Annotated in this window: 24 protein-coding genes; 9 read left to right on the forward strand and 15 right to left on the reverse strand. The window is 56.0% G+C overall.

The annotated features are described in order from the left end of the window. Nucleotides 1-97 precede the first annotated feature (97 nt). Nucleotides 98-1108 (forward strand): HTH-type transcriptional regulator GalR, encoded by a 1011-nt coding sequence (galR, locus tag B9Y90_RS09955; RefSeq protein WP_039287369.1) that lies wholly within the window; start codon nucleotides 98-100, stop codon nucleotides 1106-1108. Here galR and B9Y90_RS09960 read toward each other — a convergent pair. Continuing rightward, nucleotides 1105-1554, reverse strand: a complete 450-nt coding sequence (locus B9Y90_RS09960; RefSeq protein WP_085541123.1) for a GNAT family N-acetyltransferase — start codon at nucleotides 1552-1554, stop codon at nucleotides 1105-1107. The two genes, galR and B9Y90_RS09960, sit on opposite strands and share 4 nt — an antisense overlap. Nucleotides 1555-1704: 150 nt before the next feature. On the opposite strand from B9Y90_RS09960, the gene B9Y90_RS09965 reads away from it, so the two are divergent. Beyond that, nucleotides 1705-2736, forward strand: a complete 1032-nt coding sequence (locus B9Y90_RS09965; protein ID WP_071842682.1) for a LacI family DNA-binding transcriptional regulator — start codon at nucleotides 1705-1707, stop codon at nucleotides 2734-2736. Here the strand turns inward: B9Y90_RS09965 and lysA are convergent. Further along, nucleotides 2728-3990 (reverse strand): diaminopimelate decarboxylase, encoded by a 1263-nt coding sequence (gene lysA / locus B9Y90_RS09970; RefSeq protein ID WP_085541124.1) that lies wholly within the window; start codon nucleotides 3988-3990, stop codon nucleotides 2728-2730. The two genes, B9Y90_RS09965 and lysA, sit on opposite strands and share 9 nt — an antisense overlap. A 308-nt stretch (nucleotides 3991-4298) precedes the next feature. Between lysA and B9Y90_RS09975 the strand changes: the two genes are divergently transcribed. Next, on the forward strand, nucleotides 4299-5222 hold the full coding sequence (locus B9Y90_RS09975; RefSeq protein ID WP_085541125.1) for a LysR family transcriptional regulator: 924 nt from the start codon (nucleotides 4299-4301) through the stop codon (nucleotides 5220-5222). A gap of 1 nt (nucleotide 5223) precedes the next feature. Here the strand turns inward: B9Y90_RS09975 and B9Y90_RS09980 are convergent, their stop codons facing one another. The 4 genes from B9Y90_RS09980 to B9Y90_RS09995 all read right to left on the reverse strand — a co-directional run bounded on the left by B9Y90_RS09980 (nucleotide 5224) and on the right by B9Y90_RS09995 (nucleotide 9765). Further along, entirely contained in the window at nucleotides 5224-6390 is a 1167-nt protein-coding gene (locus B9Y90_RS09980) for an MFS transporter (protein ID WP_039287386.1), read from the reverse strand. 204 nt (nucleotides 6391-6594) lie between these two features. Continuing rightward, nucleotides 6595-7293: an aspartate/glutamate racemase gene (locus B9Y90_RS09985; protein WP_085541126.1), complete on the reverse strand. Its 699-nt coding sequence runs from the start codon at nucleotides 7291-7293 to the stop codon at nucleotides 6595-6597. Nucleotides 7294-7387: 94 nt separating this feature from the next. Further along, nucleotides 7388-8509: an LPS O-antigen length regulator Wzz(fepE) gene (gene wzz(fepE) / locus B9Y90_RS09990; protein ID WP_085541127.1), complete on the reverse strand. Its 1122-nt coding sequence runs from the start codon at nucleotides 8507-8509 to the stop codon at nucleotides 7388-7390. 353 nt (nucleotides 8510-8862) lie between these two features. Next, a complete protein-coding gene (locus B9Y90_RS09995; protein WP_039287395.1) occupies nucleotides 8863-9765 on the reverse strand; it encodes a LysR substrate-binding domain-containing protein in 903 nt (300 codons plus the stop codon). 242 nt (nucleotides 9766-10007) lie between these two features. On the opposite strand from B9Y90_RS09995, the gene B9Y90_RS10000 reads away from it, so the two are divergent. Genes B9Y90_RS10000 through B9Y90_RS10015 form a run of 4 tightly spaced genes read left to right on the forward strand, consistent with a single transcriptional unit; the run spans nucleotide 10008 to nucleotide 14394 of the window. Then, nucleotides 10008-11369 (forward strand): MFS transporter, encoded by a 1362-nt coding sequence (locus B9Y90_RS10000; RefSeq protein WP_085541128.1) that lies wholly within the window; start codon nucleotides 10008-10010, stop codon nucleotides 11367-11369. A gap of 26 nt (nucleotides 11370-11395) precedes the next feature. Next, nucleotides 11396-11899: a formaldehyde-activating enzyme gene (fae, locus tag B9Y90_RS10005; protein ID WP_008458495.1), complete on the forward strand. Its 504-nt coding sequence runs from the start codon at nucleotides 11396-11398 to the stop codon at nucleotides 11897-11899. A 9-nt stretch (nucleotides 11900-11908) separates the two neighbouring features. Next, a complete protein-coding gene (locus B9Y90_RS10010; RefSeq protein ID WP_039287402.1) occupies nucleotides 11909-12952 on the forward strand; it encodes an aldo/keto reductase in 1044 nt (347 codons plus the stop codon). Then, the gene (locus B9Y90_RS10015) at nucleotides 12949-14394 is read left to right on the forward strand and encodes an NAD-dependent succinate-semialdehyde dehydrogenase (protein WP_085541129.1); all 1446 of its coding nucleotides are present in this window, start codon (nucleotides 12949-12951) and stop codon (nucleotides 14392-14394) included. Before B9Y90_RS10010 ends, B9Y90_RS10015 begins: the two co-directional genes overlap by 4 nt. A 48-nt stretch (nucleotides 14395-14442) precedes the next feature. Here the strand turns inward: B9Y90_RS10015 and B9Y90_RS10020 are convergent, their stop codons facing one another. Further along, complete coding sequence (locus tag B9Y90_RS10020; protein ID WP_139827377.1) at nucleotides 14443-15570, reverse strand: multidrug effflux MFS transporter; 1128 nt, start codon at nucleotides 15568-15570, stop codon at nucleotides 14443-14445. Nucleotides 15571-15663: 93 nt separating this feature from the next. Between B9Y90_RS10020 and B9Y90_RS10025 the strand changes: the two genes are divergently transcribed. Then, on the forward strand, nucleotides 15664-16437 hold the full coding sequence (locus B9Y90_RS10025; protein ID WP_085541131.1) for an AraC family transcriptional regulator: 774 nt from the start codon (nucleotides 15664-15666) through the stop codon (nucleotides 16435-16437). On the opposite strand, the gene B9Y90_RS10030 is transcribed toward B9Y90_RS10025, so the two are convergent. After that, a complete protein-coding gene (locus B9Y90_RS10030) occupies nucleotides 16434-17054 on the reverse strand; it encodes a LysE family translocator (RefSeq protein ID WP_085541132.1) in 621 nt (206 codons plus the stop codon). The genes B9Y90_RS10025 and B9Y90_RS10030 overlap by 4 nt on opposite strands. 63 nt (nucleotides 17055-17117) lie before the next feature. Next, the gene (locus tag B9Y90_RS10035) at nucleotides 17118-17756 is read right to left on the reverse strand and encodes a TetR/AcrR family transcriptional regulator (RefSeq protein ID WP_085541133.1); all 639 of its coding nucleotides are present in this window, start codon (nucleotides 17754-17756) and stop codon (nucleotides 17118-17120) included. Nucleotides 17757-17821: 65 nt separating this feature from the next. Between B9Y90_RS10035 and B9Y90_RS10040 the strand changes: the two genes are divergently transcribed. Continuing rightward, nucleotides 17822-19015: a TCR/Tet family MFS transporter gene (locus B9Y90_RS10040; RefSeq protein WP_085541168.1), complete on the forward strand. Its 1194-nt coding sequence runs from the start codon at nucleotides 17822-17824 to the stop codon at nucleotides 19013-19015. Here B9Y90_RS10040 and B9Y90_RS10045 read toward each other — a convergent pair. The 6 genes from B9Y90_RS10045 to B9Y90_RS10070 form a co-directional block, all read right to left on the reverse strand. Further along, a complete protein-coding gene (locus tag B9Y90_RS10045; RefSeq protein ID WP_085541134.1) occupies nucleotides 19012-19689 on the reverse strand; it encodes an NAD-dependent epimerase/dehydratase family protein in 678 nt (225 codons plus the stop codon). The genes B9Y90_RS10040 and B9Y90_RS10045 overlap by 4 nt on opposite strands. Before the next feature lie 58 nt (nucleotides 19690-19747). Next, nucleotides 19748-20668: an SDR family NAD(P)-dependent oxidoreductase gene (locus B9Y90_RS10050; RefSeq protein ID WP_085541135.1), complete on the reverse strand. Its 921-nt coding sequence runs from the start codon at nucleotides 20666-20668 to the stop codon at nucleotides 19748-19750. 104 nt (nucleotides 20669-20772) lie between these two features. Next, the gene (locus B9Y90_RS10055) at nucleotides 20773-21342 is read right to left on the reverse strand and encodes a TetR/AcrR family transcriptional regulator (protein ID WP_176227859.1); all 570 of its coding nucleotides are present in this window, start codon (nucleotides 21340-21342) and stop codon (nucleotides 20773-20775) included. A gap of 95 nt (nucleotides 21343-21437) precedes the next feature. Continuing rightward, nucleotides 21438-22289, reverse strand: a complete 852-nt coding sequence (locus B9Y90_RS10060) for an SDR family NAD(P)-dependent oxidoreductase (RefSeq protein ID WP_085541137.1) — start codon at nucleotides 22287-22289, stop codon at nucleotides 21438-21440. Between the two features lie 247 nt (nucleotides 22290-22536). After that, entirely contained in the window at nucleotides 22537-24087 is a 1551-nt protein-coding gene (locus tag B9Y90_RS10065) for a methyl-accepting chemotaxis protein (RefSeq protein WP_085541138.1), read from the reverse strand. A 269-nt stretch (nucleotides 24088-24356) separates the two neighbouring features. Continuing rightward, nucleotides 24357-25520 (reverse strand): methyl-accepting chemotaxis protein, encoded by a 1164-nt coding sequence (locus B9Y90_RS10070; RefSeq protein ID WP_085541139.1) that lies wholly within the window; start codon nucleotides 25518-25520, stop codon nucleotides 24357-24359. Nucleotides 25521-25698 lie beyond the last annotated feature (178 nt).

Below are 25698 nucleotides of genomic sequence, written 5' to 3' on the forward strand. Positions count from 1 at the left end.
TTTGCGATACACCCATCAGTTGTTGCCTTGCAGTCATCAGGGATTTCCGTAAAACTAAACGCAGTGTAAACGATTACCCCTAACAGGAAGGCTTTTCATGGCGACAATTAAGGATGTGGCTCGGCTGGCTGGTGTGTCTGTCGCCACGGTTTCGCGCGTCATCAACCACTCCCCAAAAGCCAGCGATGCCTCAAAGCAGGCGGTGAATAGCGCTATGGAAGCGCTGAACTATCATCCCAACGCTAATGCACGGGCGCTTGCCCAACAGGCCACTGAAACCATTGGTCTGATCGTGGGCGACGTTTCCGATCCCTTCTTTGGCGCAATGGTCAAAGCCGTGGAGCAGGTTGCCTACCGCACCGGCAACTTCTTACTTATCGGCAACGGCTACCACAGCGAACAAAAAGAGCGCCAGGCCATCGAACAGCTTATTCGCCACCGCAGCGCAGCGCTGGTCGTTCACGCCAAAAAGCTTCCTGACGACGAGCTGATTTCGCTGATGAAGCAAATCCCCGGCATGGTGCTCATCAACCGCATTGTGCCAGGGTTTGAGCAGCGCTGTGTTGCGCTGGATGACCGCTACGGCGCCTGGCTTGCTACGCGCCATTTGATCCAGCAGGGGCACACCCGTATCGGCTACATCTGTTCCAACCACCAGATATCGGACGCAGAAGACCGCCTCCAGGGTTACTACGACGCACTGCGCGAGCACAATATTCCCATCAACGAGCGCCTGGTCACCTTTGGTGAACCCGATGAAAGCGGCGGCGAGCAGGCTCTGACGGAGCTGCTGGGGCGCGGCAAAAACTTCACCGCAGTAGCCTGCTACAACGACTCAATGGCCGCCGGGGCGATGGGCGTGCTGAACGACAACGGCATTGATGTTCCCGGTGAGATTTCGCTGATTGGCTTTGATGACGTATTAATTTCACGCTACGTGCGGCCAAAGCTGACCACGGTTCGCTATCCGATTGTGACTATGGCGACTCAGGCAGCAGAGCTCGCGCTGGCGCTGGCCGAAAACCTGCCGCTGCCGGAAATCACCCATATGTTCAGCCCGACGCTGGTTCGCCGCCACTCGGTGGCTTCTCCAGGCGACAACAGTTAAAGCGTGAGTTGATAAAGATGTACGGGCTGGTCGGGGTAATCCAGCCCATCGCCAATGTAGCGCCAGCCAAACCGCTCATAATAGGCCTTACAGGCCGAATAGAGATACAAAGACTCAAAACCCAGCCCACGGGCATATTCTACGACGTGCCGCTGTAAAAGCTCGCCCAGCCTCTTTCCTCGCTGGCTTTCATCAATATACAGCGCCGCCAGCCAGGGCCAGAGATCCTGCCGACTGATCAAATCGCAGCGCCACAGCCCCACGGTCCCCACCATCTTTTCTCCCTCCAGCGCAATAAACGTCAGGGGCATTTCGCCTTCCCGTTGGCTGGTGGCAACAATAGAGGCAAAAAAGTCTCGGCTTTCCTGACTGCCAAACGCCTGCCAAAGCCACTCCGTCACTTGTTCTGCATGTTGAGGGGCCTGGTACAACGGGACAATTTTCACAACGATATACTCCTAAAAAACCACACCAAATTCTGAAAGCGTGATCTGGTACGACAATTTGCACGGCGAAACGGCAAGGCCGCTTGTGAGCGAAACTCCTGTGATAAACTGCTGGAAAATCGCGACAGCGTCCAGATCGGGAAGGAAACAATGGTAACAATGTTAGATGTCTCGTTACGCGCAGGGGTTTCCAAAGCGACGGTATCTCGCGTGTTAAACGGCACCGGACAGGTTAAAGCAAGCACCCGCGAACAGGTGTTTAAGGCCATGGAAGAGCTGGGCTATAAGCCTAATTTTCTGGCACGATCGCTGGCAAACCGGAGCAGCAACAGCATCGGGCTGGTTGTCTCTACCTTTGATGGTTTCTACTTCGGTCGTCTGCTGCAGCAGGCTTCACGCCGCACGGAATTCTACGGTAAACAGCTGATCGTCACCGACGGGCATGACACGCCGGAAAAAGAGCTGGACGCTGTCCAAATGCTGGCGGACCGGCACTGTGATGCCATTGTGCTGTACACGCGTTTTATGAGCGAGCGGGCGTTAATGTCGTTGATGGATGCCATTCAGGTGCCGCTGGTCGTCATTAACCGGGACGTTCCCCAGGCCCGAGAACGTTGCGTCTTTTTCGAACAGCAGGATGCCGCCTTTCAGGCTACCGAATACCTGATCCAGCAAGGTCACCGGGAAATTGCCTGCATTACCGTGCCGATTACCACACCAACCGGCAAGGCGCGCCTGATGGGTTACCGGAAGGCACTGCAAAAACATGGCATTGCGTGGGATGAGAACCGGGTGAAATACGGAGATTCCAGTATGACCGAAGGGCACCACCTGTGCCAGGAGCTGCTGACCAGCGGCGTGACCTTCAGCGCGCTGTTTTCCTGCAACGATGATATGGCGCTGGGTGCCTCGAAAGCGCTGCACCAGGCCGGGATCCGTATTCCGCAGGATATTTCGCTGTTCGGCTTTGACGACGCGCCGAGTGCCCAGTGGCTGGAGCCAGCGCTGTCATCCGTCTATTTGCCCATCGACAACATGATCATTACCGCCATCGATCAGGCCATTAAGCTGGCGAGCGGCGAACCGTTAGCTCCAATCCCGCCATTTGTAGGCACGCTGGTACTGAGGGACTCCGTTGCGCCCGGCCCCTTTTTCGAAGCCGGACGCAAAGTCTCAAAGTAGCTCGAGCGCCAGCAACTCCTGAATCGTCTGGCGGCGGCGAATCAGGCGCGCGCTGCCGTTATCAAACAGCACTTCCGGCAGCAGCGGGCGGCTATTGTAGTTAGATGACATCGAAGCCCCGTATGCGCCGGTATCGTGCAGCACCAGGTAGTCACCCGGTTTTACCGGCGGCAGCAGGCGGGTTTCTACCTTGCCGCCTTCCTGCTGGGTAAATACATCCCCGGACTCGCACAGCGGCCCCGCCACAACCGTTTCTTTCGGCTGCAGAACAGACAGATCCCGCCCGTCGCCCGCCAGCGCAGAAATATGGTGATAGCTGCCGTACATAGACGGACGCATCAGATCGTTAAAACCGGCGTCGATCAGCACAAAGTGACGAGATCCCATATCTTTCACCGCACGCACCTGCGAAACCAGTACCCCTGCTTCCGCCACCAGGAAACGCCCCGGCTCGATCTCCAGCTTAACCGGATGCCCCAGATGAGCGGCAATTTTTTCACGCGCGGTATTCCACAGCCCGTAATAATGATCGGTATTGATCGTTTCCTCCCCTTCGCGGTAAGGAATAGACAGCCCGCCACCGGCCGAAATCGCCTCAAGATCCTGGCCGAAATCGATCACCTGCTGCACCATCGCGCCACAAACCTGCTCCAGATGGCCATAATCCACGCCGGAACCAATGTGCATATGAATACCGACCAGATGGATCCCGTAACGCTGCATAGCTTCCAGCGCTTTTGGCATATCGCTCAGCCAAATGCCGTGCTTGCTGTTCTCGCCGCCGGTGTTGGTTTTCTGGCTATGCCCGTGCCCAAAGCCCGGGTTAATACGCAGCCAGACACGGTGCCCCGGCGAGACTTCGCCGAGCTGGTGCAGCATATCCACAGACCCGATGTTGACCGGAATTTTCTGCTCGGCCACCAGCGCCAGCGTAGCGTTATCAATTACGTCGGCGGTAAAGACGATATCATCCGGGTTTTCCAGCGGCTTGTAGCCTGCCGCCAGCGCGCGCTCGATTTCACCCTGCGACACAGAATCCACCTTCACGCCCTGCTCACGCATCAGTTTCAGGATGTGGATATTCGAGCACGCCTTTTGGGCAAAACGAATCACATCGAACTGGCGCAGCTGGGAAATTTGCTGGCGAATGATCTCCGCGTCATATACCCAAACCGGACAGCCAAATTCGGCGGGCAGGGTCAGCAAGTTTTGCGCGTTCAGCGCGGTGGTGGTGTCGTGCAGCGAGCGTGGCATGGTGAACTCCGGGTAAACGTCATTTTCTTTATTACGCCACAGAGAGTGAGGGATAAAAAATATCGTTTTCTAGCGAGTCTATTCAAATATGATATGGTTTAGAGAATACCCCTCACCCTAACCCTCTCCCCAGAGGGGAGGGGGGACAGTAAATAGTCCCGAAGCAATTTCTGTTTCCCCCTCGTCCTTCCAGGGAGAGAGCCAGAATGAAAGAGATCACTCCCGGCCTCGAGCAAACTAGTTTTTCCCCCTCGCCCTTTCAGGGAGAGGGCCGGGGTGAGGGTAAACAACATCAGCGGAACAAAACCATGCCAGCCATCAACCTGCGCCACATCGAAATCTTCCACGCCGTGATGACGGCCGGCAACCTCACCGAAGCCGCAGGCCTGCTGCACACCTCCCAGCCTACGGTCAGCCGGGAACTGGCACGCTTTGAAAAGCTCATCGGCCTGCAGCTGTTCGAGCGCAGCCGGGGCCGCCTTTACCCCACCGTTCAGGGGCTGCGGCTGTTTGAAGAGGTTCAACGCTCCTGGTACGGGCTGGATCGTATTATTAATGCCGCCGAAAGCCTGCGTGAGTTCCGCCAGGGCGAACTTTCCATCGCCTGCCTGCCGGTATTTTCCCAGTCCTTTTTACCGCGCCTGATGCAGCCGTTTCTGGCCCGCTACCCGGATCTCAGCCTGAACATCGTGCCGCAGGAATCCCCGCTGCTGGAAGAATGGCTGTCAGCCCAGCGCCATGACCTTGGCCTGACGGAAAACGTCACCACGCCCGCCGGAACGGAGCGCCAGACCTTGCTCACGCTAAATGAGGTTTGCGTGCTGCCCGCCGGGCACAAGCTCGCCGCAAAAGCAGAACTTACGCCGCAGGATTTTGCCGGGGAAAATTACATCAGCCTGTCACGGACCGACAGCTATCGCCAGCTGCTGGACTCGCTGTTTCAGGAACATGACGTCAAGCGAAGAATGGTGGTGGAAACCCACAGCGCGGCGTCCGTCTGCGCGATGATTCAGGCGGGAGCTGGCGTGTCAATCGTTAACCCGTTAACCGCGCTGGATTACCACGAGCGAGGTGTTGTCGTACGTCGGTTCAGCGTGGCGGTGCCTTTTACCGTCAGCCTGATTCGGCCCCTGCACCGCCCGGCATCAGCGCTGGTCAGCGCGTTCAGCGACCACCTACAGCACAACATGCATCTGTATAGCGACCCGCTCAACGCGCTGCTCAACCGCTAGCTTACTGTCCGGTCACCGGCTGCTGATGCCCCGTGCCGTTGCTAAAGTTAATCAGGCAAAGTATCAGGCCTACCACTGCCAGCGCGGCAGCGGCGACCGGCACAGCAGTCAGGCCGAAGCCACGGTCAATGACCGTGCCGCCGACCCAGGCACCGAGCGCATTGCCCACGTTAAAGGCCGCAATATTCAGCGTGGACACCAGATTAGGCGCTTCCTTGCCGTGCAGCACCACATTGATTTGCAGCGCCGGTACGGTAGCAAACGCCGCCATCGCCCACAGGAACAGCGTAATTTCCGCCAGCCATGCGGCGTGGCTGGTCCAGCTGAACAGTAACGAGAAGACGGCAATCAGGCTAAAGCTAAGGATCAGGCTGAACGAGACCCGCCAGTCCGCCAGGCGCCCGCCCAGAATATTCCCCACCGTCAGCCCTGCGCCAATCAGGAACAGCGTCCAGCTCACGCCCTCTGGCGTAATGCCCGTCACCTGCAACAGCATCGGCGCAACATAGCTGAACAGCGCGAACATCGCCGCAGAGAAGAACACCGTCATGCTGAGGGACAACCACAGCTTGCCGTGCGCCAGCGCTTTGATTTCACTTTTTAAGTCAGTGGCCTCTTCATCTTTTTGCGACGGCAGACTAACCACCAGCGCGAGAAAGGCAATCACCCCGATAACGGCCACGCCCCAGAAAGTGGCCCGCCAGCCGTAAAGCTGCCCGAACCAGGTGCCAATCGGCACGCCCAGCACGTTAGCCAGCGTCAAACCGGTAAACATCAGTGCCACCGCCGAAGCTTTGCGCCCGGCAGGTACAAGGCTTGCCGCTACGACAGCGCCAATCCCGAAGAACGCGCCATGGCACAGCGCCGTAATAACGCGCGCCAGCATCAGGAAGTTGTAGCTCAGCGCGAGAGCGCACAGCAGATTGCCGACGATGAAAATCACCATCAGCAAAATTAACGACAGCTTGCGCGGCAGTCGGGCGGTCAGCAGCGCCATGATGGGCGCGCCAATGGCAACCCCCAGCGCGTAGCCGCTGATAAGCCAGCCGGCGACGGGAATGGAGACATGGAGATCCCCTGCCACTTCGGGCAGCAGTCCCATAATCACGAACTCCGTCGTGCCGATGGCGAACGCACTCATCGCCAGCGCCAGTAAGGAAACAGGCATTGTATAACTCCCGGTTACGAACATGATGAAAGGCCATTGCGAAATGCAACGGTCTGCAAAGTGAGGATTTCAGAGGAGCAGCTTTTTGGAATAATGTGCGCTACATAACAAATTTATAACACATTAGCGGCCGGGCATGACCCGGCTCGTCGTGGGGGAAAAACGGTATTTTCAATTATTTAATTGATATAGAAGGATAAACTCTTACTCTTCACCGCACATAAAGCGAACTGCATCGGCGGCGTGGATCGCGGCGGTATCAAACACCGGCAGTGGGCAGTCCTGCTGGCTGAGCAGCAAGCCAATTTCGGTACAGCCGAAAATAACCCCTTCCGCCCCCTGCGCCTGCAGCGCCTGAATCACCTGCTGGTAATAGCGTTTCGACTCAGGGTTGATCACCCCGAGGCACAGCTCATCGAAGATTATCTGGTTGATACGCTGGCGCTGAGAGTCATCAGGAATAATCGAGCGGATCCCGAACTGCGCCTGCAGGCGGCCACGATAAAAATCCTGCTCCATGGTGTAGCGCGTGCCCAGCAAGGCCACCTGGCTTACGCCGTGCGCCGCAATCACCCGCCCGGTGGCGTCGGCGATATGCAGAAACGGCAGCGAGCAGCGGGATTCAATATGCTCCGCGACTTTGTGCATGGTGTTCGTACACAGCACAATGCCTTCAGCCCCGGCCTTTTGCAGCCCCAGCGCTGCGTCGGCCAGCATCTCACCGGCCTTGTCCCACTCCCCCGCAGACTGGCAGGCCTCAATCTCGTGAAAATCGACGCTGTGCAGCACAATTTTGGCCGAATGCAGCCCGCCCAGACGTTGCTTGATCCCTTCGTTAATTAACCGGTAGTAAGGAATGGTGGATTCCCAGCTCATGCCGCCCAGCAGCCCAATCGTTTTCATTCTTATCCCCTGTTTGCTATTTACCTCCGGTTATAACCCTTATTCCGGCAAGAAAAAAGTCTCAGAAGAGAGAGGCTGAAAACGATTGAGGGGGCTAAACAACACCCGAATTTTTCTTATGATCCGACACGATATTGCGCAATAACACGAAGCCGCTGCCGCCTATAAAGCCCACTAGCGTAGCCAAAACGACAATAAGAGTTTTACCTGGCCCCTCTTTCCTCAGCGGTAGAGAAGGAGCCATTTGGTAACGAAAAGGCTGGAAGTGTACGTCGCTAAATTCGACCTTCGCCAGCTTAGTCAAATAGTGCTCACGGTTTTGAACGCTGGCATTGAGCTCTGCCGCATCTTTAAGCGATGACTCGATTTTCAATTTTTCAGCCAGACCGTCAGCGCCCAGGGCAACCGAATAGTCAGGATCGTCCTTAACCGCCTGCCCATGACTGTATACCGGTTTTTTAATACCGGCAGCGTTGGCCACTTCCAAAGAGTAACCCAACCGCTGGATATTCACTTTATGCTGATTCGCAAGATTTATCTTATCCAGTTGCAGCCTGTCTTTCTCTACTGCATTTTTCAACTCAACAGCATAACGTAAATTTTGAACCGTATCCTGATTGACACGCCGGGTAATAAAATCAATGTAGCCGCTAAGCACATTCCGGGATTCTTCAGCATTCGGTCCGGTGAAGCTTAACGTCCATGAAGAATACGATGTCGCATTTGCGAGCTTGGGATCTGCATTATTTACTGCTTTAAATTTAACAGCAGCCCCCTGAATGACACGATGCAATTTAGCTTTATCATTCGCATTTTGTGTATCGACAAGCTGTTTGACATAATTAGAGTTAGCTAAATACTCTTCACGCAATGCCAAGGAATCAAAATCTTTCAGGAAATTTTGATAAATATGCTCAGCACCATTATTGACAGCAACGTCCAGTACGGTCAGTTGGACCGTTGCACGCTGAAGTTCAATCAGCTGTGACGCTTCTGGTGGAGTAATCACGGCCTGACTCGACCATTTCTGGGGCATCAGAAAGCTGCCGCACAAACCAGCCAACACGGCAGACAAGGTGATAGACATAATCGTCTTTTTGGCCGCGTATAGCATCCCCAGTAGCTCGATAAGATCGATTTCCTGGTGTGACTCAGCCTCCAGAGGAAACAGACGGGGATCATCCCTGGTAGTACCTTTCAATCTAAGTTCAGACATGTAAACCAAATCATATATAAGTGCCAGACAAAAGCTCTGGCTAGAAAACACAATTTAAAAAAAGGACAATTACAACAATTTAAGCACTTAAATTTAACATTGAATTTATTACTCTGAGTAAATCGATGTCACCACAAATGAAAAAGGAGTAATTATAAATTTTCCTCCGTGGAAACATCATTAATATCAATATATAGGGCGATATAATTCTGAAAGCGAATTGATTAAGAAATAAAAACCTCTGATTCGCCGAAAAATAAATAAACCAGAGGCGTAGCGTAGAGGTATTATATATTTATTGAAACACACCGAGGGGGTGATAAGTCTTTTCCTACAAACTACAAAGCAGCTGCTTACGATAATACCAGTTCTTCTTCCCCCCAGAACCGGGCAATTTCGGCCTGAACCCAGTCGCTAAAATAACCGACACGCGGCAGCTCCCGCTTGCCCTGGGGGACTTCCAGCCAGTAGCCGTTCCCGCTTTCAAGCTCCAGCTCCGCCAGCGGCACCAATAACCCGCCACGTAGCTCATTGCGAATCATCATCCTGTCTAGCACCGCGTAACCCGCCCCGGTCACGCAGGCGTTGATCACCTGATCCTCGGTGCTGAACTCAAGCCCGCCGGAAAGCAGGCTGTCGTTTTCTCCCGTCGCCTCCAGCCAGCGCGACCAGTTATCCAGCCGAATCTCGCCATTCAGAATATGCAACTGCGGCTGTGAGGCCAGCGGTGGGAAAACCCCGTCGATCATCAGCAATGGGCTGGCAACCAGCAGCAGTTTTTCATGGCACAGCCACTGTCCCCGTCCTTCGCTTTCCTGGCGGGTGCCAAAACGGATCGCGCAGTCAAAATCACTGTATTTCTGCCGGGTTTCACTGATAAGGGCAATTTGTAGCTGCCCGTTACGCTGGCGAAGCGCCACCAGCCGCGGAGCCAGCCAGCGCGTGGCAAAAGTCGGGGCAACCTGGAGACGCAGGTGCTGCAGTGGGTTGCGTAGCTGAACGTGGCACACGCCCTCTTCAAGAATATCCAGCGACTGACGCACCACCGGCAGCAGCAGCATCGCGTCCTGGGTCAACTCCAGCCCGCTGTGGGTACGCACGAACAGCAGCTTGCCCAGAAACGCTTCGAGCTGTTTGATTTGCCGACTGGCCGCGCTCTGGGTAATGCACAAGGCCTGCGCCGCTTTGCTAAAGCTAAGCGTCCGGCAAGTCTCTTCAAAGACCCTTAACATACTGAGTGACGGGAGTTTTCTCATTATTGTCATTATCCGCGGGCAAGCGCCAGTCATGTTAATAATATGTTTCTAACCTGCCCTGAAACACCATCCCCCACCGCACCTATTTCTGCAAAACAGGAGGAGGATCACATGCGTTTTTTGCCTGGGGGTATGACTAAAACGCACTCGCCTGCTGAGGCGCTTTGCTGCCACATTGTTAACGTACTTGAAACATAAAAAATACAAATACCCTACAAAACCACCTCACAGGAGGAGGCATCATGTCCCACCTGACACAACAGTACACCCGTATGGATGACGTGCCGTTAAACCGTTTCCATATCAAAATCGCCGGCCTGACCTTCGGCGCACACTTTACCGACGGCTACGTGCTCGGCGTCATCGGCTTCGCGCTGGCCCAGATCAAACCTCAAATGGGGTTAACCCCCTTCTGGGAAGGAATGCTCGGCAGCTCGGCGCTGATCGGCCTGTTTCTCGGCAGCCTGGTGTTGGGCTGGATCTCCGATTACGTTGGCCGTCAGAAGATCTTCTGCTTCAGCTTCGTGGTGATCACGCTCGCTTCGGCGCTGCAGTTTTTCGCGACAACGCCAGAACAGTTGTTCTTCTTGCGGGTAATGGTCGGCATCGGCCTCGGCGGCGACTTCTCCGTCGGCCACACCATGCTGGCGGAGTTTTCCCCCCGTAAACACCGCGGAGTGCTGCTCGGTTCATTCAGTGTGATCTGGACCTTTGGCTACGTGGCCGCAGGCTTTGCCGGACACTTCTTAACGGCGCTTGGCCCGGACGCCTGGCGCTGGCTGCTCTCTTCTTCCGCCCTGCCCGCGCTGATTATCCTGCTGATGCGCATCGGCACGCCGGAATCCCCACGCTGGCTGATGGGCAAGGGGCGACGAGAACAAGCGATGCTGATTGTCCATAAACACTTCGGCCCTAACGTGCTGCTGGTGGATGAAGCCCCCGTCGCCTCAAAACAGCGCTTTATGTCTCTGTTCGGGCCGAAATACCGCCGCCGCACCGCCTTCAACAGTCTGTTTTTTGTCTGCCTGGTGATCCCGTATTTCGCCATCTACACCTTCCTGCCGTCGATTCTGCAGGTGATGGGGCTGAACAATAACTTCACCACCGACCTGCTGCTGAACGCCCTGCTGATCGTCGGCGCCCTCGTGGGGATCCTGCTGACCGTCGTTTGCTCACGTCGTGGCTTCCTGATCGGTTCATTTGTCTTCCTCGCCGCCTGCCTGGTGATGCTCAGCATCATTCCGGTCAGCCAGTCCGGCTGGCTAATTCTGTTCTTTGCCGCATTCACGCTGGTGATGTCAGCGGTCAGCAATCTGGTGGGCGTCTTCCCGGCAGAAAGCTTCCCGACGGAAGTGCGCTCGATGGGCGTCGGTTTTGCCACCGCCATGAGCCGCCTCGGCTCTGCCATCGGTACCGGTTTACTGCCGCTGGCCATTCTGAATTACGGCATGCAGGCCACCACCGCCATGCTGGCGCTGATCCTTGTCATCGGTGCCGTTGTCTCTCTCGCCTGGGCGCCTGAAACCAAAGGGTTAACCCTGGTCGATGCCGCTCACGATCCGGCCCAGCGCCACGGCAATGCCGCCGCTGAACCGGCTAAATAACGCTCACGTTTAACAGGAGAAGTCTCGTGGAAATGTATATCGGAGAAGGGTTTGAAGGTAACGGCGTTAACGCCTCGCACATCAACATCATGATTGGCCCACGCAGCGGCGTGGTTGGCCAGGCGTTTTCCAGCAGCCTCGCGTCGCCAAGTCAGGGTCACTGCCCGTTTATGGTGGTGATCAAGCCTAACGTTCCGGCCAAACCGATGACGCTGTACGTCAACAAAGCGGAAATCAGCGGCGAGCTGCACGGCAACGCTACCTGGGGGGCTTCTCAGGCCGCCATTGCCAAAGCGGTCACCGAAGCGCTGCTGGACGGCACGCTACCACCGGAAGCGGAAGACAACTGGTGCATCGTCACCGCCAACTGGGTGAACCCCGGTTGCAACGATATCGATGAGGTGTACCACAACAACTACCGCGCCTGCCGTCAGGCCATCCGCGCGGCGATGGGCAAATTGCCGCAGCGCAGCCAGATTGCTGACGCCCTGCCGCAGCTCGGCAACCCTTTCTACACCCCAAAAGCCTGAGGAGGCGAAATGGAATACGTCAATCTGGGCCACAGCGGCCTGAAAGTCTCTCGCCTGTGCCTCGGCACCATGAACATGGGCAGCAAACAGTGGAAACCGTGGATTTTTGACGAGTCGCAAAGCGAGCCGCTGATCCGCCACGCGCTGGAGTCCGGCATTAACTTTATCGACCTCGCGGACTTCTACTCCAGCGGCGCGGGGGAAGAAGTGGTCGGCAACGTGTTAAAACGCATTGCCCGCCGCGATGACCTGGTCCTCACCACCAAAGTCGGCTACCCCATCGGCACCGGCTTTAACAACCAGGGCCATTCACGCAAGCACATCATGGAAAGCATCGACGGCAGCCTGAAGCGCCTCGGCACCGACTACGTCGATATCTACATGCTGCACTACTTCGATGTGAATACGCCTGTCGAAGAGACCTGGGCGGCGATGAACGACATCGTGCGCAGCGGCAAAGCGCGCTACGTCGGCGTTTCCACCATGTACACCTGGCAACTGGCGAAAATCCTTTGGTGCTGCGAGCGCTACGGCTACGCGAAACCCATCAACATGCAGCTACAGCTGAACTGCGCCTACCGCGAAGAAGAGCGGGAAATGATCCCCTTCTGCCGCGACCAGGGGTTAGGCGTGTCAGTCTTTAGCCCGCTCGCTCGCGGCCTGCTGAGCTGCGACTTTACCTCCGTGCGCAACCAGACCGACTTCTTCACCCAGGAGATGTATGCGGACATCACCTCCCGCAACGTCGCGCAATCCGTCAGCCATGTAGCTCAGCTGCGCGGCCTGCCTCCGGCGCAAATTGCTCAGGCGTGGGTCCTGAACCATCCGGGCGTGGACTGTATGCTGGTTGGCGCGGATTCCGTCCAGCAAATTGACAGCGCAGTTGCCGCGCTAGGTACACCGCTGGATGAAGATGAACGTTACGAACTGGAGCGCAACTACACGCCGTGCGACGTCATCAACGACTACACCGCAGGTAAACGTATTGCGCGTGAGAGCCGCGCCGCTCGAGGCCTGTTTATCGACAACGTAACCACAAGGAACATCGCATGAGCAGCTTTGACGCACTGGTTCGTACCGGCTGGTACTGCAACGGTGAATGGCGGGACGCCGACGAACGCTATGCCGTATTAAACCCGGCAACCGATGAAGTGGTGGCTCAGGTAGCCAACGCCGGAGCAAAAGAAACCGAGGCGGCGATTGCCGCAGCCCATTCCGCCCTACCCGCCTGGCGAGCATTAACCGCCAAAGCCCGTTCACAGATCCTCCAGCGCTGGTTCGCGCTAATCATGGAGCATCAGGCCGAACTGGCGGAACTGATGGTCACCGAACAGGGCAAAGTGCTGGCGGAAGCCAAAGGCGAAGTGACCTACGCCGCCAGCTTTATCGAATGGTTTGCCGAGGAAGCCAAACGCGCCAACGGCAAAACCATTCCTTCCACAAAAGCGGGTAACCAAATCCTCACCTTCAAGGAGCCGGTTGGCGTGGTCGCAGCGATTACCCCATGGAACTTCCCGCTGGCGATGTTGACCCGCAAACTCGGCCCTGCGCTGGCGGCGGGCTGCACCGCCGTGATTAAACCGGCGAACGAAACGCCGCTTTCGGCCTTCGCGCTTATCGTGCTCGCCGAACAGGCAGGCGTCCCGGCGGGCGTGATTAACGCCGTCACCGGTGACACCGTGGCAATCGGCAGCACGCTGATGGCAAGCCCAACGGTGCGTAAAATCTCCTTCACCGGCTCCACGCCAACCGGCAAGCTGCTGATGCGCCAGGCGGCGGATACCGTGAAAAAACTGTCGCTGGAGCTGGGCGGTAACGCGCCGTTTATCGTCTTTGACGATGCGGACATTGACGCCGCCGTGGAGGGCGCGATGGCCGCCAAATTCCGCAACAGCGGCCAGACCTGCGTGTGCGTTAACCGTTTCTACATCCAGGCCGGCGTGTATGAGCAGTTTGTGGAGAAGCTCGCCGCCGCCGCGCGGGCGCTGAAAGTTGCCCCTGGCCTGACGCCGGGTGCTCAGCAAGGGCCGCTGATTCACCAGAAAGCGGTTGAGAAAGTGGAAGCCCACGTGAAGGACGCCCTTGAGCACGGCGCCCGCCTGCTGTGCGGTGGCGAGCGTCACGCCCTCGGCGCATCGTTCTACCAGCCTACCGTGCTGGCCGACGCGACCGAAGCCATGCTGCTGGCCCGCGAGGAGACCTTCGGCCCGCTGGCAGCCTGCTTCCGCTTCAGCGATGAACTGGAGGCGATTGAGCGCGCCAACGCCACACCGTTTGGCCTGGCCGCCTATCTCTACACTCGCGATCTGGCTCGCGCCTTCCGCGTCACCCAGCAGTTGGAAAGCGGCATGGTTGGCGTTAACGAAGGCATAATTTCCACGGAAGTCGCGCCTTTCGGTGGCGTGAAGGAGTCCGGCCTCGGCCGCGAAGGCGCCGACTGTGGACTGGAAGAGTACCTGGAAACCAAGTATGTAAATCTGGGTGGGCTGCTGTAACTGTTGCCATAGCGATGTGCCCTCACCACGAGGAGAGGGCACATCGTATTATCTCCGTAAATATTTCCAACCGACAAGCGTAATGCCCACAGCACAAACGATCAGCGTCATGTCCAGCCGTTGTCCCCAGCCGGCGGCGAAAAGCCCGGCACCAATCAGCACGTAATAAACCAGGCCGAAAAGTGCGCCTGCCGTCCCCCGGCAATCCATGTAGGCGCTAAGCGCAGTGCCAAGCACCACCGGAATTGCCATCGAAAAAGCCAGCATCACCATAAACATCGGTGCCAGGAACCACGGGCTGGCCGACAGCAGGCCAACGCCCAGGCTCCCGATCAGGGCCCAGATACAGGCGAGGCGTAAAAGCGTGGCTGAACTCGTGCCGCGCTGGATGAGTTGATGGTTAAGCTGCGCGCCAGCCAAAGAGCCAAGCGCCAGCAGGACACCGCTCAATCCAAATGTGCCGGGCTCCATGCCAAACCGCTCAAACATAAACGGCGCCAGGCCGTAATAGCTGAACAGGCTCACGTTAAACAGCGCGACCAGCGCCGTAGCACGCCAGATCTGCATATCTTTCAGCATTCGCACTGCGACGCTGGCGACAGACTGACTCTGATGCTGCACAGGGCGAGTTTCTTCCAGCCGCCAGGCGCTCCAGATAAAGAGCAACAGGGCAAGCGCCACGAGGGCATCAAACACGCCCCGGAATCCGCCCCAGGAAACAAGCATCCCGCCCGCCCACAGGCCTATCGCCGGGCTTACCGCCAGCGCAATGCCCATAAAAGCGAAGATCTTTGCCAGCGTCAGCCCGCTAAAGCGGTCCCGGAGTATCGTCTGGGTGACAACCGACCCGGCCGCCGCACCAAAGGCCGCGATAACGCGTGCCGCGAGCAGCAGCCTGAAATCGTGCGCCAGCAGCGCAAGTACCGACCCTAATGCGTAGCATGCCAGGCCCAGCAACAGCGCTGGCTTACGGCCAGCCAGATCGCATACCCGCCCCCAGACCAGAACACCGAGGGCAAAGCCCGGGAAATAAATGGACAGCGTCCAGGATGCATCCTGCGCGCTGACCGCGAAATACCCGGCAATATCGGTCAGTGCCGGGCTATAAAAGGTTTCCACAATCTGCGGAAACATCAGTAGCGCCGTTAAGAGCGCCATACCGCGATGTGTTTTCACAATACGTCCTCCTCAAAAAGAGGCGCTATTGTAGGAGAACGTCAGATGAATCATTATAAACATCAGGACATTTAATATCGGAAATCAGACATCATGAGCTGGCTAAGTGCGGATGCAGAATTTAACCCTGACGCGCTGCATAACGGCGTGATTGGCGTGCAGGCTGAACTTGGGGATCATGATTCCGGGCTACATCGGCACCGGATGGGGCAGCTGCTGTTTACCCGGGAAGGCTGCGTGAAGCTCACGCTGGATGAAGGCCGGGTGCTCTCTTTGCTGCCGCCGGGTAAAGTCGCCTGGCTCCCCGGCGGCGTCAGCCATCGGGCCGAAATGAAAAGTAGTGTGGCCTACCGCTCAATCTGGTTTGATATGAAGCGTTACCCCACGCTGCCCGCCACCGTGCTGGTGCTCAACGTCACGCCGTTGCTCAATGAACTGCTGGAGAGGATGTCAGCCAGCTCCTGGGAAACGGACTGGGGACAAGGCGCCCCGATGCACATGGCTGCCCTGTGTGTAGCGGAACTGAATGCCGCAAAAGAAGTACCGATGACGCTGCGCTTCCCGCAGGATAAACGGCTGCGCCACCTGACGGGCGACACGCTGCCACCACCGCTCAACGAACTGGCCACCGTAACCGGCGCAAGTGAACGCACCATTGGCCGTATTTTCCTCCGGGAAACCGGCCTCTCCTACCAGCCATGGCGGCAGCAGTGGCGTTTAATGAAAGCGGTGGAAATGCTGGCCAGCCACGCGCGAGTCACCGTTGTTGCCGGAGAACTCGGTTTTTCCAGCGACAGCGCCTTTATCTACTTTTACCGCAGCATGACCGGCCAGACGCCGGGCATGCTGACGTCGAGACAGACTTAACGCCGGCTGATGGCCAGCTTTGCGGCAAACAACAGGAACACGCAGCCGGTGAGGCGATCCATCCACTTTACGACCCCGGGTTTTCGGAGCACGCCGGCAGCGTAGCGCGTGGCAAGAATCAGCGTCAGGGACCACAGTGTACCGAGCACCACATGAATAGAAACCAGCAGGAAAGTCCAGAAGATCGGGGAGTGGCCGGAGGGGATAAACTGCGGCAGGAAAGAGACGTAGAACACGCCCATTTTCGGGTTAAGCACGTTACCTAACATGCCGCGCAAAAACCAGTTACTGGCTCGGCTTGACTCTGCGGAGGCGAGGCTAAAACTCTGGCGAGGACGCAACAGCAGCTGAATACCCAGCCAGCATAAATACGCGGCGCCGCTCCACTTCAGCAAAGTGTAGGCAAATTCAGACACCGCCAGCAGGGCGCCAAGCCCGAAGGCAACCAGCGCCCCCCAGACAAAACAGCCTACGTCGATGCCCAGTGCGGCATGAAAGGCCTTTTTGCCCCCTTCGGCGGCGGCGGTTCGCAGGATAAGCGCGGTATCAAGACCGGGGGTAAGCGTGAGCAGGGTGGCGGCTAGCGTGAAAGCAAGAAGCGCATCGGTGACGGACATTTTCTAACTCCGAAAACGATAAATCTACTGAAATTCAGCTCAACCGACAATGCCCTGATATCGTTATTTTTCGCCGTAAACTGTCCCCGTCATCGCCGCGATAACACCCGCTGTTCCCCTGTCGATCAGGTCAAGAAACACGGCGGCGGCGGCGGCGTTGCTCAGCGTCTGGTTAAACGTCCGGTGAGCCTGAATCAGCGCCGCGCTCCACGTGGCCAGCACCAGGCCCGCCGCCAGCTGAGTTTGCGGGCCGCTTTTTTCAAGGCCAGCCCCGGCTGCCAGCTCATGGGCCAGTGCCTGAGTAAATTCATCCCGTATCTCCCTGGCTCTCGCTTTCAGCGCCGGGCTGTTCTCAATCGTCGAGACAAACCCCTGCCCCGCCACGGAGAAAGCCACCACCGGGCTATTTTGCTCCACCAGATGGTGAGCAAAGCGGCGCAGCGCTTCCAGCGGCCCCGTGTTTTTATCCCGCTGACTCAGCGCACGACGCAGCATCTCCAGCCCCTCTTCTTCGCGGTCGAAGAACATCTCCTCTTTACGTGGGAAGTGGTTGAACACCGTCATTCTCCCCACCTCTGCCGCCGTGGCGATTTCATCAATCGTCACCTGTTCAAACCCCTTTTCCAGGAAAAGCCGGGTGGCAACGTTAGAAATTTTCTGGCGGGTGGCGAGTCGGTTAAGGGTTCGGCGATCGACGGACATTGACAGGATCCTGCGGAATGGATAATTATGTACTGAGTATATATTGGTACCTGGTACAGGTAAACATGAACAAAGCGCTGGTTGTTATTTTCTCCACCATTTGCCTGGACGCCGTCGGCATCGGCCTGATCTTTCCGATTCTGCCGCGCCTGCTGGAAGAGGTGACGCACACCCCGGATATCGCCCACTGGATCGGCGTCATGACCGCGCTGTATGCCCTGATGCAGTTTGTTTTCGCCCCGCTGCTGGGGGCACTGAGCGACAACTATGGCCGCCGCCCCGTGCTGCTCGTTTCCCTTGTCGGGGCCGCCGTGAATTATTTAATCATGGCCTTCGCGCCGCACCTCTGGATGCTGCTGCTGGGCCGCGCTATCGCCGGGTTGACCAGCGCTAACGTCTCGGTGGCGATGGCTTACATCACCGACGTCACCCCGGCAGATAAACGCGCCCGTCGCTTCGGGCTGTTCAATGCCATGTTTGGGGCCGGGTTTATCATCGGCCCGGTGCTTGGCGGCCTGCTGGGGGATGCCTGGGTGCGGCTGCCGTTTATTGCGGCTGCCGGTCTAAACACCGTTAACCTGCTGATGGCGCTGTTTATGCTGCCGGAATCACGCGAACCCGCCCGCCAGCGGTTCAGTTTTGCCGTACTCAATCCCCTGCAGCCTTTGCGTCGCATTTTTACCCTGAAAGGGCTTATCCCGATTGCGATGGTCTTTTTCATTCTGAGCGCAACCGGCGAAGTGTACGGCACCTGCTGGGCGCTTTGGGGGACAGATACTTTCGGCTGGAACGGGCTGTGGATTGGACTCTCTCTGGGAGCCTACGGCATCTGCCAGACGCTCACCCAGGCGCTGCTTCCCGGCCCGATAACCCGCTGGCTGGGGGAGCGCGGCGCAGTGCTTTTTGGCATTGTGAGTTCGTGTCTTGCGCTGACGATGCTGGCCTTTGTGCAAGCAGGCTGGCAGGTATTTCTGATTATGCCGCTGTTCGGGCTAGGCGGCGTTGGTACCCCGGCCCTGCAGGCGTTGGCCACCCGCAGGGTGGATGAAGCGAGCCAGGGCCAGCTGCAGGGGATTCTGGCCTCGGCGGTCAGCCTCGCGTCTATCATTGCCCCGCTGGGTTTCTCAAGCTTCTATTTTGTGGTGCAGGACTCGTGGCCCGGCGCTATCTGGCTGTCGGTGATTGTGGTGTACGCCATTGCCGTGCCGCTGGTGTTGTTCAGCACCCGCGGCAGACAGGCAGCGCAAGATCCAGCCTAGCGCCGGCGGTCAGCGCAGGCCACGATATCGGGCTTCGCCAGGATGGTTTTGTCCACGCCAAAACGCGTGATATTCAGCATGGCGTTGCCGATGTCGGTAATCGATAAAAAGCGTTTGCCGGTGGTGGCGCTGATAAGGCGCATGAGCGGGGCAATCACGGTATATAACAGCCGGTATGCCGGAGTTCGGGACTGCACTTCCGGCGTCGGCAAAATAAACGCCGGGCGGAAGATAGCGGCATTGCCCGGGAACAGCGCCAGCAATGCGTTTTCTACTTCGCCCCGCACGCGAGCCCACATCTGCGAGCTTTTCCCGCTGCTGTCTGCCCCCGCGCCAGAGACATAGACAAACTTCATCTGCGGGCTGTGAGCTTTGAGCTGTGCCGCCACCCGCAGCGTCATGTCGTAAGTTATCTGCCGATACTTAGCTTCACTGACGCCGGATGAGCTGATCCCGGCGCAGAAGAAACAGGCATCCACATCGCTAAATAGCGGATCGGCCGCGTCAAACGCCAGCAAATCACCGTTCACCACGTAACGAATCCGGGGATCGTGCTCGCCCGCAGGCGGCTTCCTAACGAGCAGAATAATGTCGGTCACGTCTTTTGCCGCCAGGCTCGCCAGCAGGACGCCCTGCCCGACCATGCCGCCGGAGCCTACAATCACAATTTTCATGCGCCCTCTCTGGCCAATGCTTCATTTGTCGGCCACCTTTTTGGTGGCCGCTCTGGTATCAATTTAGTAGATCTTCCGTCAGATCCCACAGACGCATGGCGTTGGCTTTATCCAGCGCCCAACCGGCAACCACGGAAAACTCGGCCATACGATCCCCGCTGGTGCGGGTAATCAACTCAGCCTCGTTGCAGTCGGCAAAATAACGCCCGCCAATACCTTCCAGTTCAGGTAGCGTGGCGACCATGATTGATGTGGCGGCCCCTTGCTGAGCGCTTTTCCACAAATGCTCCGGGACCGGCAGCTCACCGGAGTGGCGCTGCAGGTTAGATTTAATCGCGCCAGGCATGACCGCATTAACAAAAATGCTATCCTCAAGCCAGCGCCGGGAAGCTTCAACGGCGAACAGCACCAGCGCCGTTTTCGACTGTGCGTAAGCCGTCCACGGATCGTAAGGGCGAATGTGGTAATGAATATCGTCGAACACGACGGGACTAAAATGATGTGCGCTGGAGCTAACCACCACAACCCTTGCGCCGCCCGCTTTTTTCAGCGCCCCATGCAGCCCCGTGGTTAATGCGAAATGCCCCAGATAATTGGTCGCAAACTGCGTCTCCCAATCCTCGGAGGTGCGGGTTTCCGGCATTGCCATTACGCCTGCATTATTAATTAAAATATGCAGCGCACCGGACCATGAAGAAATAAAGTCGGCAATAGAGTCTCTGTTGGTCAAATCTAAATAGGCAACATAAATATTTTTATTCCCGGTACTTTGAATAATATCTTCTGCGGCCTGTTTACCTGCATCCATATTTCTTACCGCGAGCGTTACCTCCGCACCAGCGCTGGCCAGCGCCCTGGCAGTCTCCAGGCCAATGCCCGAAGCAGCCCCGGTGACTACCGCCCGCTTAGCGCTAAGACTCTGGCCTTTGATAATATCATTGGCGGTACTATTAAAATTAAATTGCGTTTTAATCTTCATATTTAATTACTCTGAAATTTTTAAAAGGGTGTAGCAAAGAGCAGGTGATAAATAAATCACCAACTCTTTCAGTTATATTTAATGGCCGAATAAAAGCTTTAACTTCAGACGGTAATAGCCCGCCACATCATAGTAAAACCAAGCTGCAGCAACTTCTCTTTGTCCACCGGATGCCTGACGATTTGTTCGCTGGTGGCATCAGAAATATTTTGAATAATGGCGTAGATAAACGTTTTGCTGTCGGTGACAAACAGCGATTGTTTAATGGCCTCATCAAACATCTTATCCGCCTGATTCAGCGCCTCCGGCGTGCTGGCGAGCGTTTCCGGGGTCAGCAGATCCGACATCGTCAGCAGCCTGAGAACCTGCTTTCCTTCAGGATTCTTTAGCGCCCATTCCGTGTAGCCACGCCAGATATGCAGGATCTGCGTACGGAAGTCGGCCTCCTTTGGATAACCGGCCACCAGCAGATCGGACATATCCTGCTTCAGCTTTAAATAGACCTCGTTTAGCAACTGATCTTTCGTCGGGAAGTAGGTAAACAGCGTGCCTACCGCCACCTCCGCTCGTTTCGCAATGCTGGCCGTGGTGGCCGATAAACCACTTTCCGCAATAATCGCCACCGCGGCGTCCAGAAGAGCCGCCTGTTTTTGCGGGCTCAGGGGTCTTGCCATTCCAGCGTCTCCGGGGTCAATAAAATATCCGGATAGTGTAATAGATTTAGCCACCGGGGTTTGAGCTTTGCTCCCGCGAGCGGCGGGAGCGCACATTATTCGGGAATAAACCCGGTTTTACCTTCGATCACCACCGAGGCAGACAGCGCTTTTTGATCTTCCAGCGACTGCAGGTTCCTCTCATAGCTGCCCTTGAGGATCTGAAATGCATCCGCACCCAGCGCGGTTCTCAGCGGCGGCTCCGCCTGCTGGCTCAGGCTATAAATGGCGTCGGCCATTTTCTGCGGGTCACCGGCGTTGCTCTCTTCACCGTGCTCGGCAATCCAGCGGCGCAGCTGCCCCACGGTGCCGTTTTTGTAGGCTTCGGATTCTTCCGTCCAGCGTACATTCGCCTGGAAGTTAGTTTTAATCGAACCCGGCTCGATGATTTGCACTTTAATGCCGAACTCCGCCACTTCCTGCGCGGTGCTTTCAGCAAACCCTTCCAGGCCGTACTTCGCCGCGTGGTAGAACGCTCCGCCAGGGAACGCGACGCGGCCGCCCATGCTGGTGATGTAAATCAGGCGGCCTTGTTTTTTGGCGCGAAAAGCGGGCAAGAATGCGCGAGTGATATGCACCGGCGAAAGCAGGTTCAGGGCAAGCTGATGTTCAATTTCCTGCCCGGTGAACTCTTCCATCGCGCCGATAATCGCCCCTCCGGCGTTATTGACGACGACATCGCTATCGCCGTGCTTTTCGGCGACAGCGGGCAGGCTTGCAAAGTCGGTCACATCCAGCGTTTCAACAATAAGCTGCACGGCATACTGCTGCTGTAGGCCGGCCAAAGCGGCAGGATTCCGCACCGCGGCCACGACGGTATTGCCCGCCTCCAGCACGCGACGGGTCAGTGCCAGGCCCAGACCACCGGAAGCCCCGGTGATAAACCACTTTTCAGTTTTAGACGTCATCTGTGTATCCTCGGTTGATAAGCGCGGCGCGTGGCCTGGCGGCTTTTTATGGTAAGTATTGCGGTCAATCATTAAATGACTGACCACTCACTCAATTATAGAGCTGGCGATTTAATTTGCAATACGCGGGAAGGAAATTTATTCCCCGGTCAGACGGGAATGTGAAGAAAAGACAGATTTATCAATTTGCTGGGATCGGATTTTTTTTGAGAAGAAGGGGCAATCTTCTGCCCCAAATCTCAAAGCACTATGCGCCGTGCAGCGTAAAGACACGAATACTGTTAATCAGTATCCCGGATTGCTCCTTCAGGGAACCGCTGGCCGCGGAGGACTGCTCAACCAGGGAGGCGTTTTGCTGAGTGGTGGTATCAATCTGCCCCATCGCAGCATTGATTTGCGCGATGCCGTCGCTTTGCTCATGACTCGCGCGGGCAATTTCATCCACCAGTTGCTGAACGCGGGCAACGTTTTCAACGATTTCCTGCATACCCTCATCCGCTTCCGTGACCAGCTTACGACCATCGGTAATTTTGTTCACGGACGCGCTAATGATTTCACGAATCTCTTTTGCGGAAGCCGAACTTCTCTGCGCCAGCGTTCTCACTTCCCCGGCTACCACAGCAAAACCACGCCCCTGCTCTCCGGCTCTGGCAGCCTCAACGGCGGCATTTAATGCCAGGATGTTCGTCTGGAAAGCAATCCCTTCAATGGCCGTGATGATATCGGTCATTCTGCCTGCATCATCATGGATTTCGCCCATTGCATCGGCAACCACATGCATACGTTCGCTGTTGGCCTTCACCATTTCTCCGGACTCATTAAACAACGTATTCACCCGATGGGCATTACTGGCGGTGCTCTTGATCGTTGATGTTAACTGCTCTAGCGTCGCGGCAGTTTGCTCGACGCTCGCCGCCTGTTCCTCTGTTCGTGAGGCGAGATCCTGGTTACCGGCATCAATTTCATCCGCAGCCAGGGCAATACTTTCCGCACCGGTGCTGACGTTCCTCACCGTACTCCCAAGTGAAGTTATCATTTCCTTCAATGAGTGCATGAGCTGCCCCAGCTCGTCCTTAGCATGCACATGCACTTTAGCGGTGAGATCGCCCTGCGCCACCCTGCCGGCAACGTTAACTGCCTGCTGTAGCGGGTGCGTAATACTGCGGGTGATGTACCAGGCCGTTGCCGCCCCCAGCGCCACACCAATCGCCACTAGCAGCAACATGAGCAGCTCATTATTACGCGAGTTTTTCTGAATACTGGCATGCGTATTGTCGATAAGCTGCTTCTGGAAATCCAGCAGGGCCTGTAGCGTCTGGCGGTATTCTTCGCTTACCGGGATAAAACGTTCCGAGATATAGGTATCCATGCCCTCATGTTCGCTCCGTTCAGCCCGGGCCAACCCCTCGGAACGAACCTGCAGATACTTTTCTCGCACGGGCACAAGATTCGCCAGCAGATGCTTGCCAGTTTCCAACGCAATCAGCGACGTGAGCTGCGACTGGACCCGGGTGGTTACCGCCGAATTCTGGGCAATACTGGCGAGCAGTTTTTTACGCAGCATCGCATTTTCAGTCCCCATTGCCGCGATAGCGTTCCCGCTGCTCTTGTCGACCTGAGCAAGCCATTCCTCGACCAGCCTTTCCTTCAGCAAATGCTGGTTAATCATCTCATCGACGGCGTGAACATTGTTCCGGCTGAACAGGCTTGCGCCGATACCCATCAGAATCATCAAAAATAACAGCAGGAAAAAACCGCCGCTCAGCCTTACGCCTACACGCAAATTACTTAGTTTCATTCTCGTTCCTTAGAAAACCACATCCCAGAGTGCCCCCGACGCCTGGCGCGAGGGAATGGCGTGTTTTGTAACCACGTTGTTAACCGATATCGGAGGTCACGCTTATTTCTGCAGGCAAAAACCAGGGGGGAACGGTCGATAAAGCAGCATTTGGGCCCGACGCAATGCTTTAATGTGATCCGGATCACAATGAAAAAGTCATTAAAAAATAAAAAGCCCCGGCATATTCATGCGAAGGGGCCTTTTATTATTTGCTCTAAAGTTAAAGATTAAAACGCCTGCCAGTGTTCCTCTTCTCTTTTTAACGTCCTGCGCGGTGCCAGCTGAGGCGATAATATGACGCTGGCCTCATCGTTTTCCCCCAGGTGCAGGCTGCTGGTCCTTTTTTCCAGCTCGAACACTTGTTTATTCAGCACTTCTGAAGATCCTGCCAGTTCTTCCACCACCGCCACGTTCCCCTGGGTGACTTTCTCCAGCTCGGAGAGCGCCGTGGTAATTTGCTGAATACCTTTTTCCTGTTCGTTGGTGGAGATAAAAATATGTCCCATCAGCGTGTCGATATTTTCTGAACCGGAAACTATATCCTTCATATTTTTTTCCGCTTCGGAGACCAGGCTTGCGCCCTGCAGCACATTTTGGTTGGTGATATCAATTAACGACTTAATGTTCTTGGCCGACTCCGAGCTTTTATGCGCCAGGTTCCTGACTTCACCGGCCACCACCGCAAAGCCTTTGCCGTGTTCCCCGGCACGAGCGGCTTCCACCGCGGCGTTCAACGCCAGGATATTGGTCTGGAAGGCAATGCTGTCGATGATGGTGATAATTTCCGTCATCTTATTGGCACAATCGGTTATCGAAGTCATGTTGCTGGTCAGCTTCTGCATCAGGTCGCTGCCGTGGTTAGCCGAACGGTGTGCGCCGCTGGTAATGTCGCTCAGCTCGCGGGTACTGTCGGCATTGTTTTTTGTCCCGGCGGAAATCTGTTCCATGCTGGATGCCGTCTGAATCAACATCGCCGACTGCTGCTCGGTTTTCACCGACAGCGTGGCGCTTTGGTGCGCCAGGCTCTCCGAGAGCGCTTTGGCCGACTGGGACGACCTGCGAATATCCATTACCAGGGTAGTAATCTCGGCGGAAAGCGTATTGATGCCCGGAATTAATCGTCCGGCGCAATTATTACCAAACTCAGGAATATGGACCGATAAATTCCCTGAGTTAATTTCGTCAATGCTTCGCTTAACGTGATTAATGGGCCGTACAAGATATATCGTCATATACATCCACAGGGAGAATATTAAGACAACCCAGGCAATATTAAGCATGGCTAAAACAAGCACGCTGGCTGATAAAGCGAATGCTAAGATATCTATAACTAAAAAGGATATTGCCAAAAAATAGACAATAACGCTCCGAACACTGGCATTCTTAAGCATAGGTAATCCTGTGCGAGACTTGGGCGGGTATATTATTTATTACCTGGATTTATGTAAAAGCCATCTTATAAAATAAATCAGCGTTTAATCCCGACATAAGCCAACTGAAAAGCTTTTAAATCCGCACTTTTCGTTTAAGAACGACGTCTTTCTGAATATATCCGTGACGTTACGACAA

Source organism: Cedecea sp. NFIX57, assembly GCF_900177785.1.
In the GTDB taxonomy this organism is placed as follows: domain Bacteria; phylum Pseudomonadota; class Gammaproteobacteria; order Enterobacterales; family Enterobacteriaceae; genus Cedecea; species Cedecea neteri_C.

Coding starts and splice junctions, on each gene's coding strand:
- B9Y90_RS10065 (WP_085541138.1), bottom strand. CDS start 24,087: ATGAAACTAAGTAATTTGCGTGTAGGCGTAAGGCTGAGCGGCGGTTTT.
- B9Y90_RS10040 (WP_085541168.1), top strand. CDS start 17,822: ATGAACAAAGCGCTGGTTGTTATTTTCTCCACCATTTGCCTGGACGCC.
- B9Y90_RS10015 (WP_085541129.1), top strand. CDS start 12,949: ATGAGCAGCTTTGACGCACTGGTTCGTACCGGCTGGTACTGCAACGGT.
- B9Y90_RS09980 (WP_039287386.1), bottom strand. CDS start 6,390: ATGCCTGTTTCCTTACTGGCGCTGGCGATGAGTGCGTTCGCCATCGGC.
- B9Y90_RS09995 (WP_039287395.1), bottom strand. CDS start 9,765: ATGAGAAAACTCCCGTCACTCAGTATGTTAAGGGTCTTTGAAGAGACT.
- B9Y90_RS10035 (WP_085541133.1), bottom strand. CDS start 17,756: ATGTCCGTCGATCGCCGAACCCTTAACCGACTCGCCACCCGCCAGAAA.
- B9Y90_RS10025 (WP_085541131.1), top strand. CDS start 15,664: ATGAGCTGGCTAAGTGCGGATGCAGAATTTAACCCTGACGCGCTGCAT.
- B9Y90_RS09965 (WP_071842682.1), top strand. CDS start 1,705: ATGGTAACAATGTTAGATGTCTCGTTACGCGCAGGGGTTTCCAAAGCG.
- B9Y90_RS09975 (WP_085541125.1), top strand. CDS start 4,299: ATGCCAGCCATCAACCTGCGCCACATCGAAATCTTCCACGCCGTGATG.
- B9Y90_RS10030 (WP_085541132.1), bottom strand. CDS start 17,054: ATGTCCGTCACCGATGCGCTTCTTGCTTTCACGCTAGCCGCCACCCTG.
- galR (WP_039287369.1), top strand. CDS start 98: ATGGCGACAATTAAGGATGTGGCTCGGCTGGCTGGTGTGTCTGTCGCC.
- B9Y90_RS10045 (WP_085541134.1), bottom strand. CDS start 19,689: ATGAAAATTGTGATTGTAGGCTCCGGCGGCATGGTCGGGCAGGGCGTC.
- B9Y90_RS10060 (WP_085541137.1), bottom strand. CDS start 22,289: ATGACGTCTAAAACTGAAAAGTGGTTTATCACCGGGGCTTCCGGTGGT.
- B9Y90_RS10050 (WP_085541135.1), bottom strand. CDS start 20,668: ATGAAGATTAAAACGCAATTTAATTTTAATAGTACCGCCAATGATATT.
- B9Y90_RS10055 (WP_176227859.1), bottom strand. CDS start 21,342: ATGGCAAGACCCCTGAGCCCGCAAAAACAGGCGGCTCTTCTGGACGCC.
- B9Y90_RS09985 (WP_085541126.1), bottom strand. CDS start 7,293: ATGAAAACGATTGGGCTGCTGGGCGGCATGAGCTGGGAATCCACCATT.
- B9Y90_RS10010 (WP_039287402.1), top strand. CDS start 11,909: ATGGAATACGTCAATCTGGGCCACAGCGGCCTGAAAGTCTCTCGCCTG.
- lysA (WP_085541124.1), bottom strand. CDS start 3,990: ATGCCACGCTCGCTGCACGACACCACCACCGCGCTGAACGCGCAAAAC.
- B9Y90_RS10070 (WP_085541139.1), bottom strand. CDS start 25,520: ATGCTTAAGAATGCCAGTGTTCGGAGCGTTATTGTCTATTTTTTGGCA.
- B9Y90_RS10000 (WP_085541128.1), top strand. CDS start 10,008: ATGTCCCACCTGACACAACAGTACACCCGTATGGATGACGTGCCGTTA.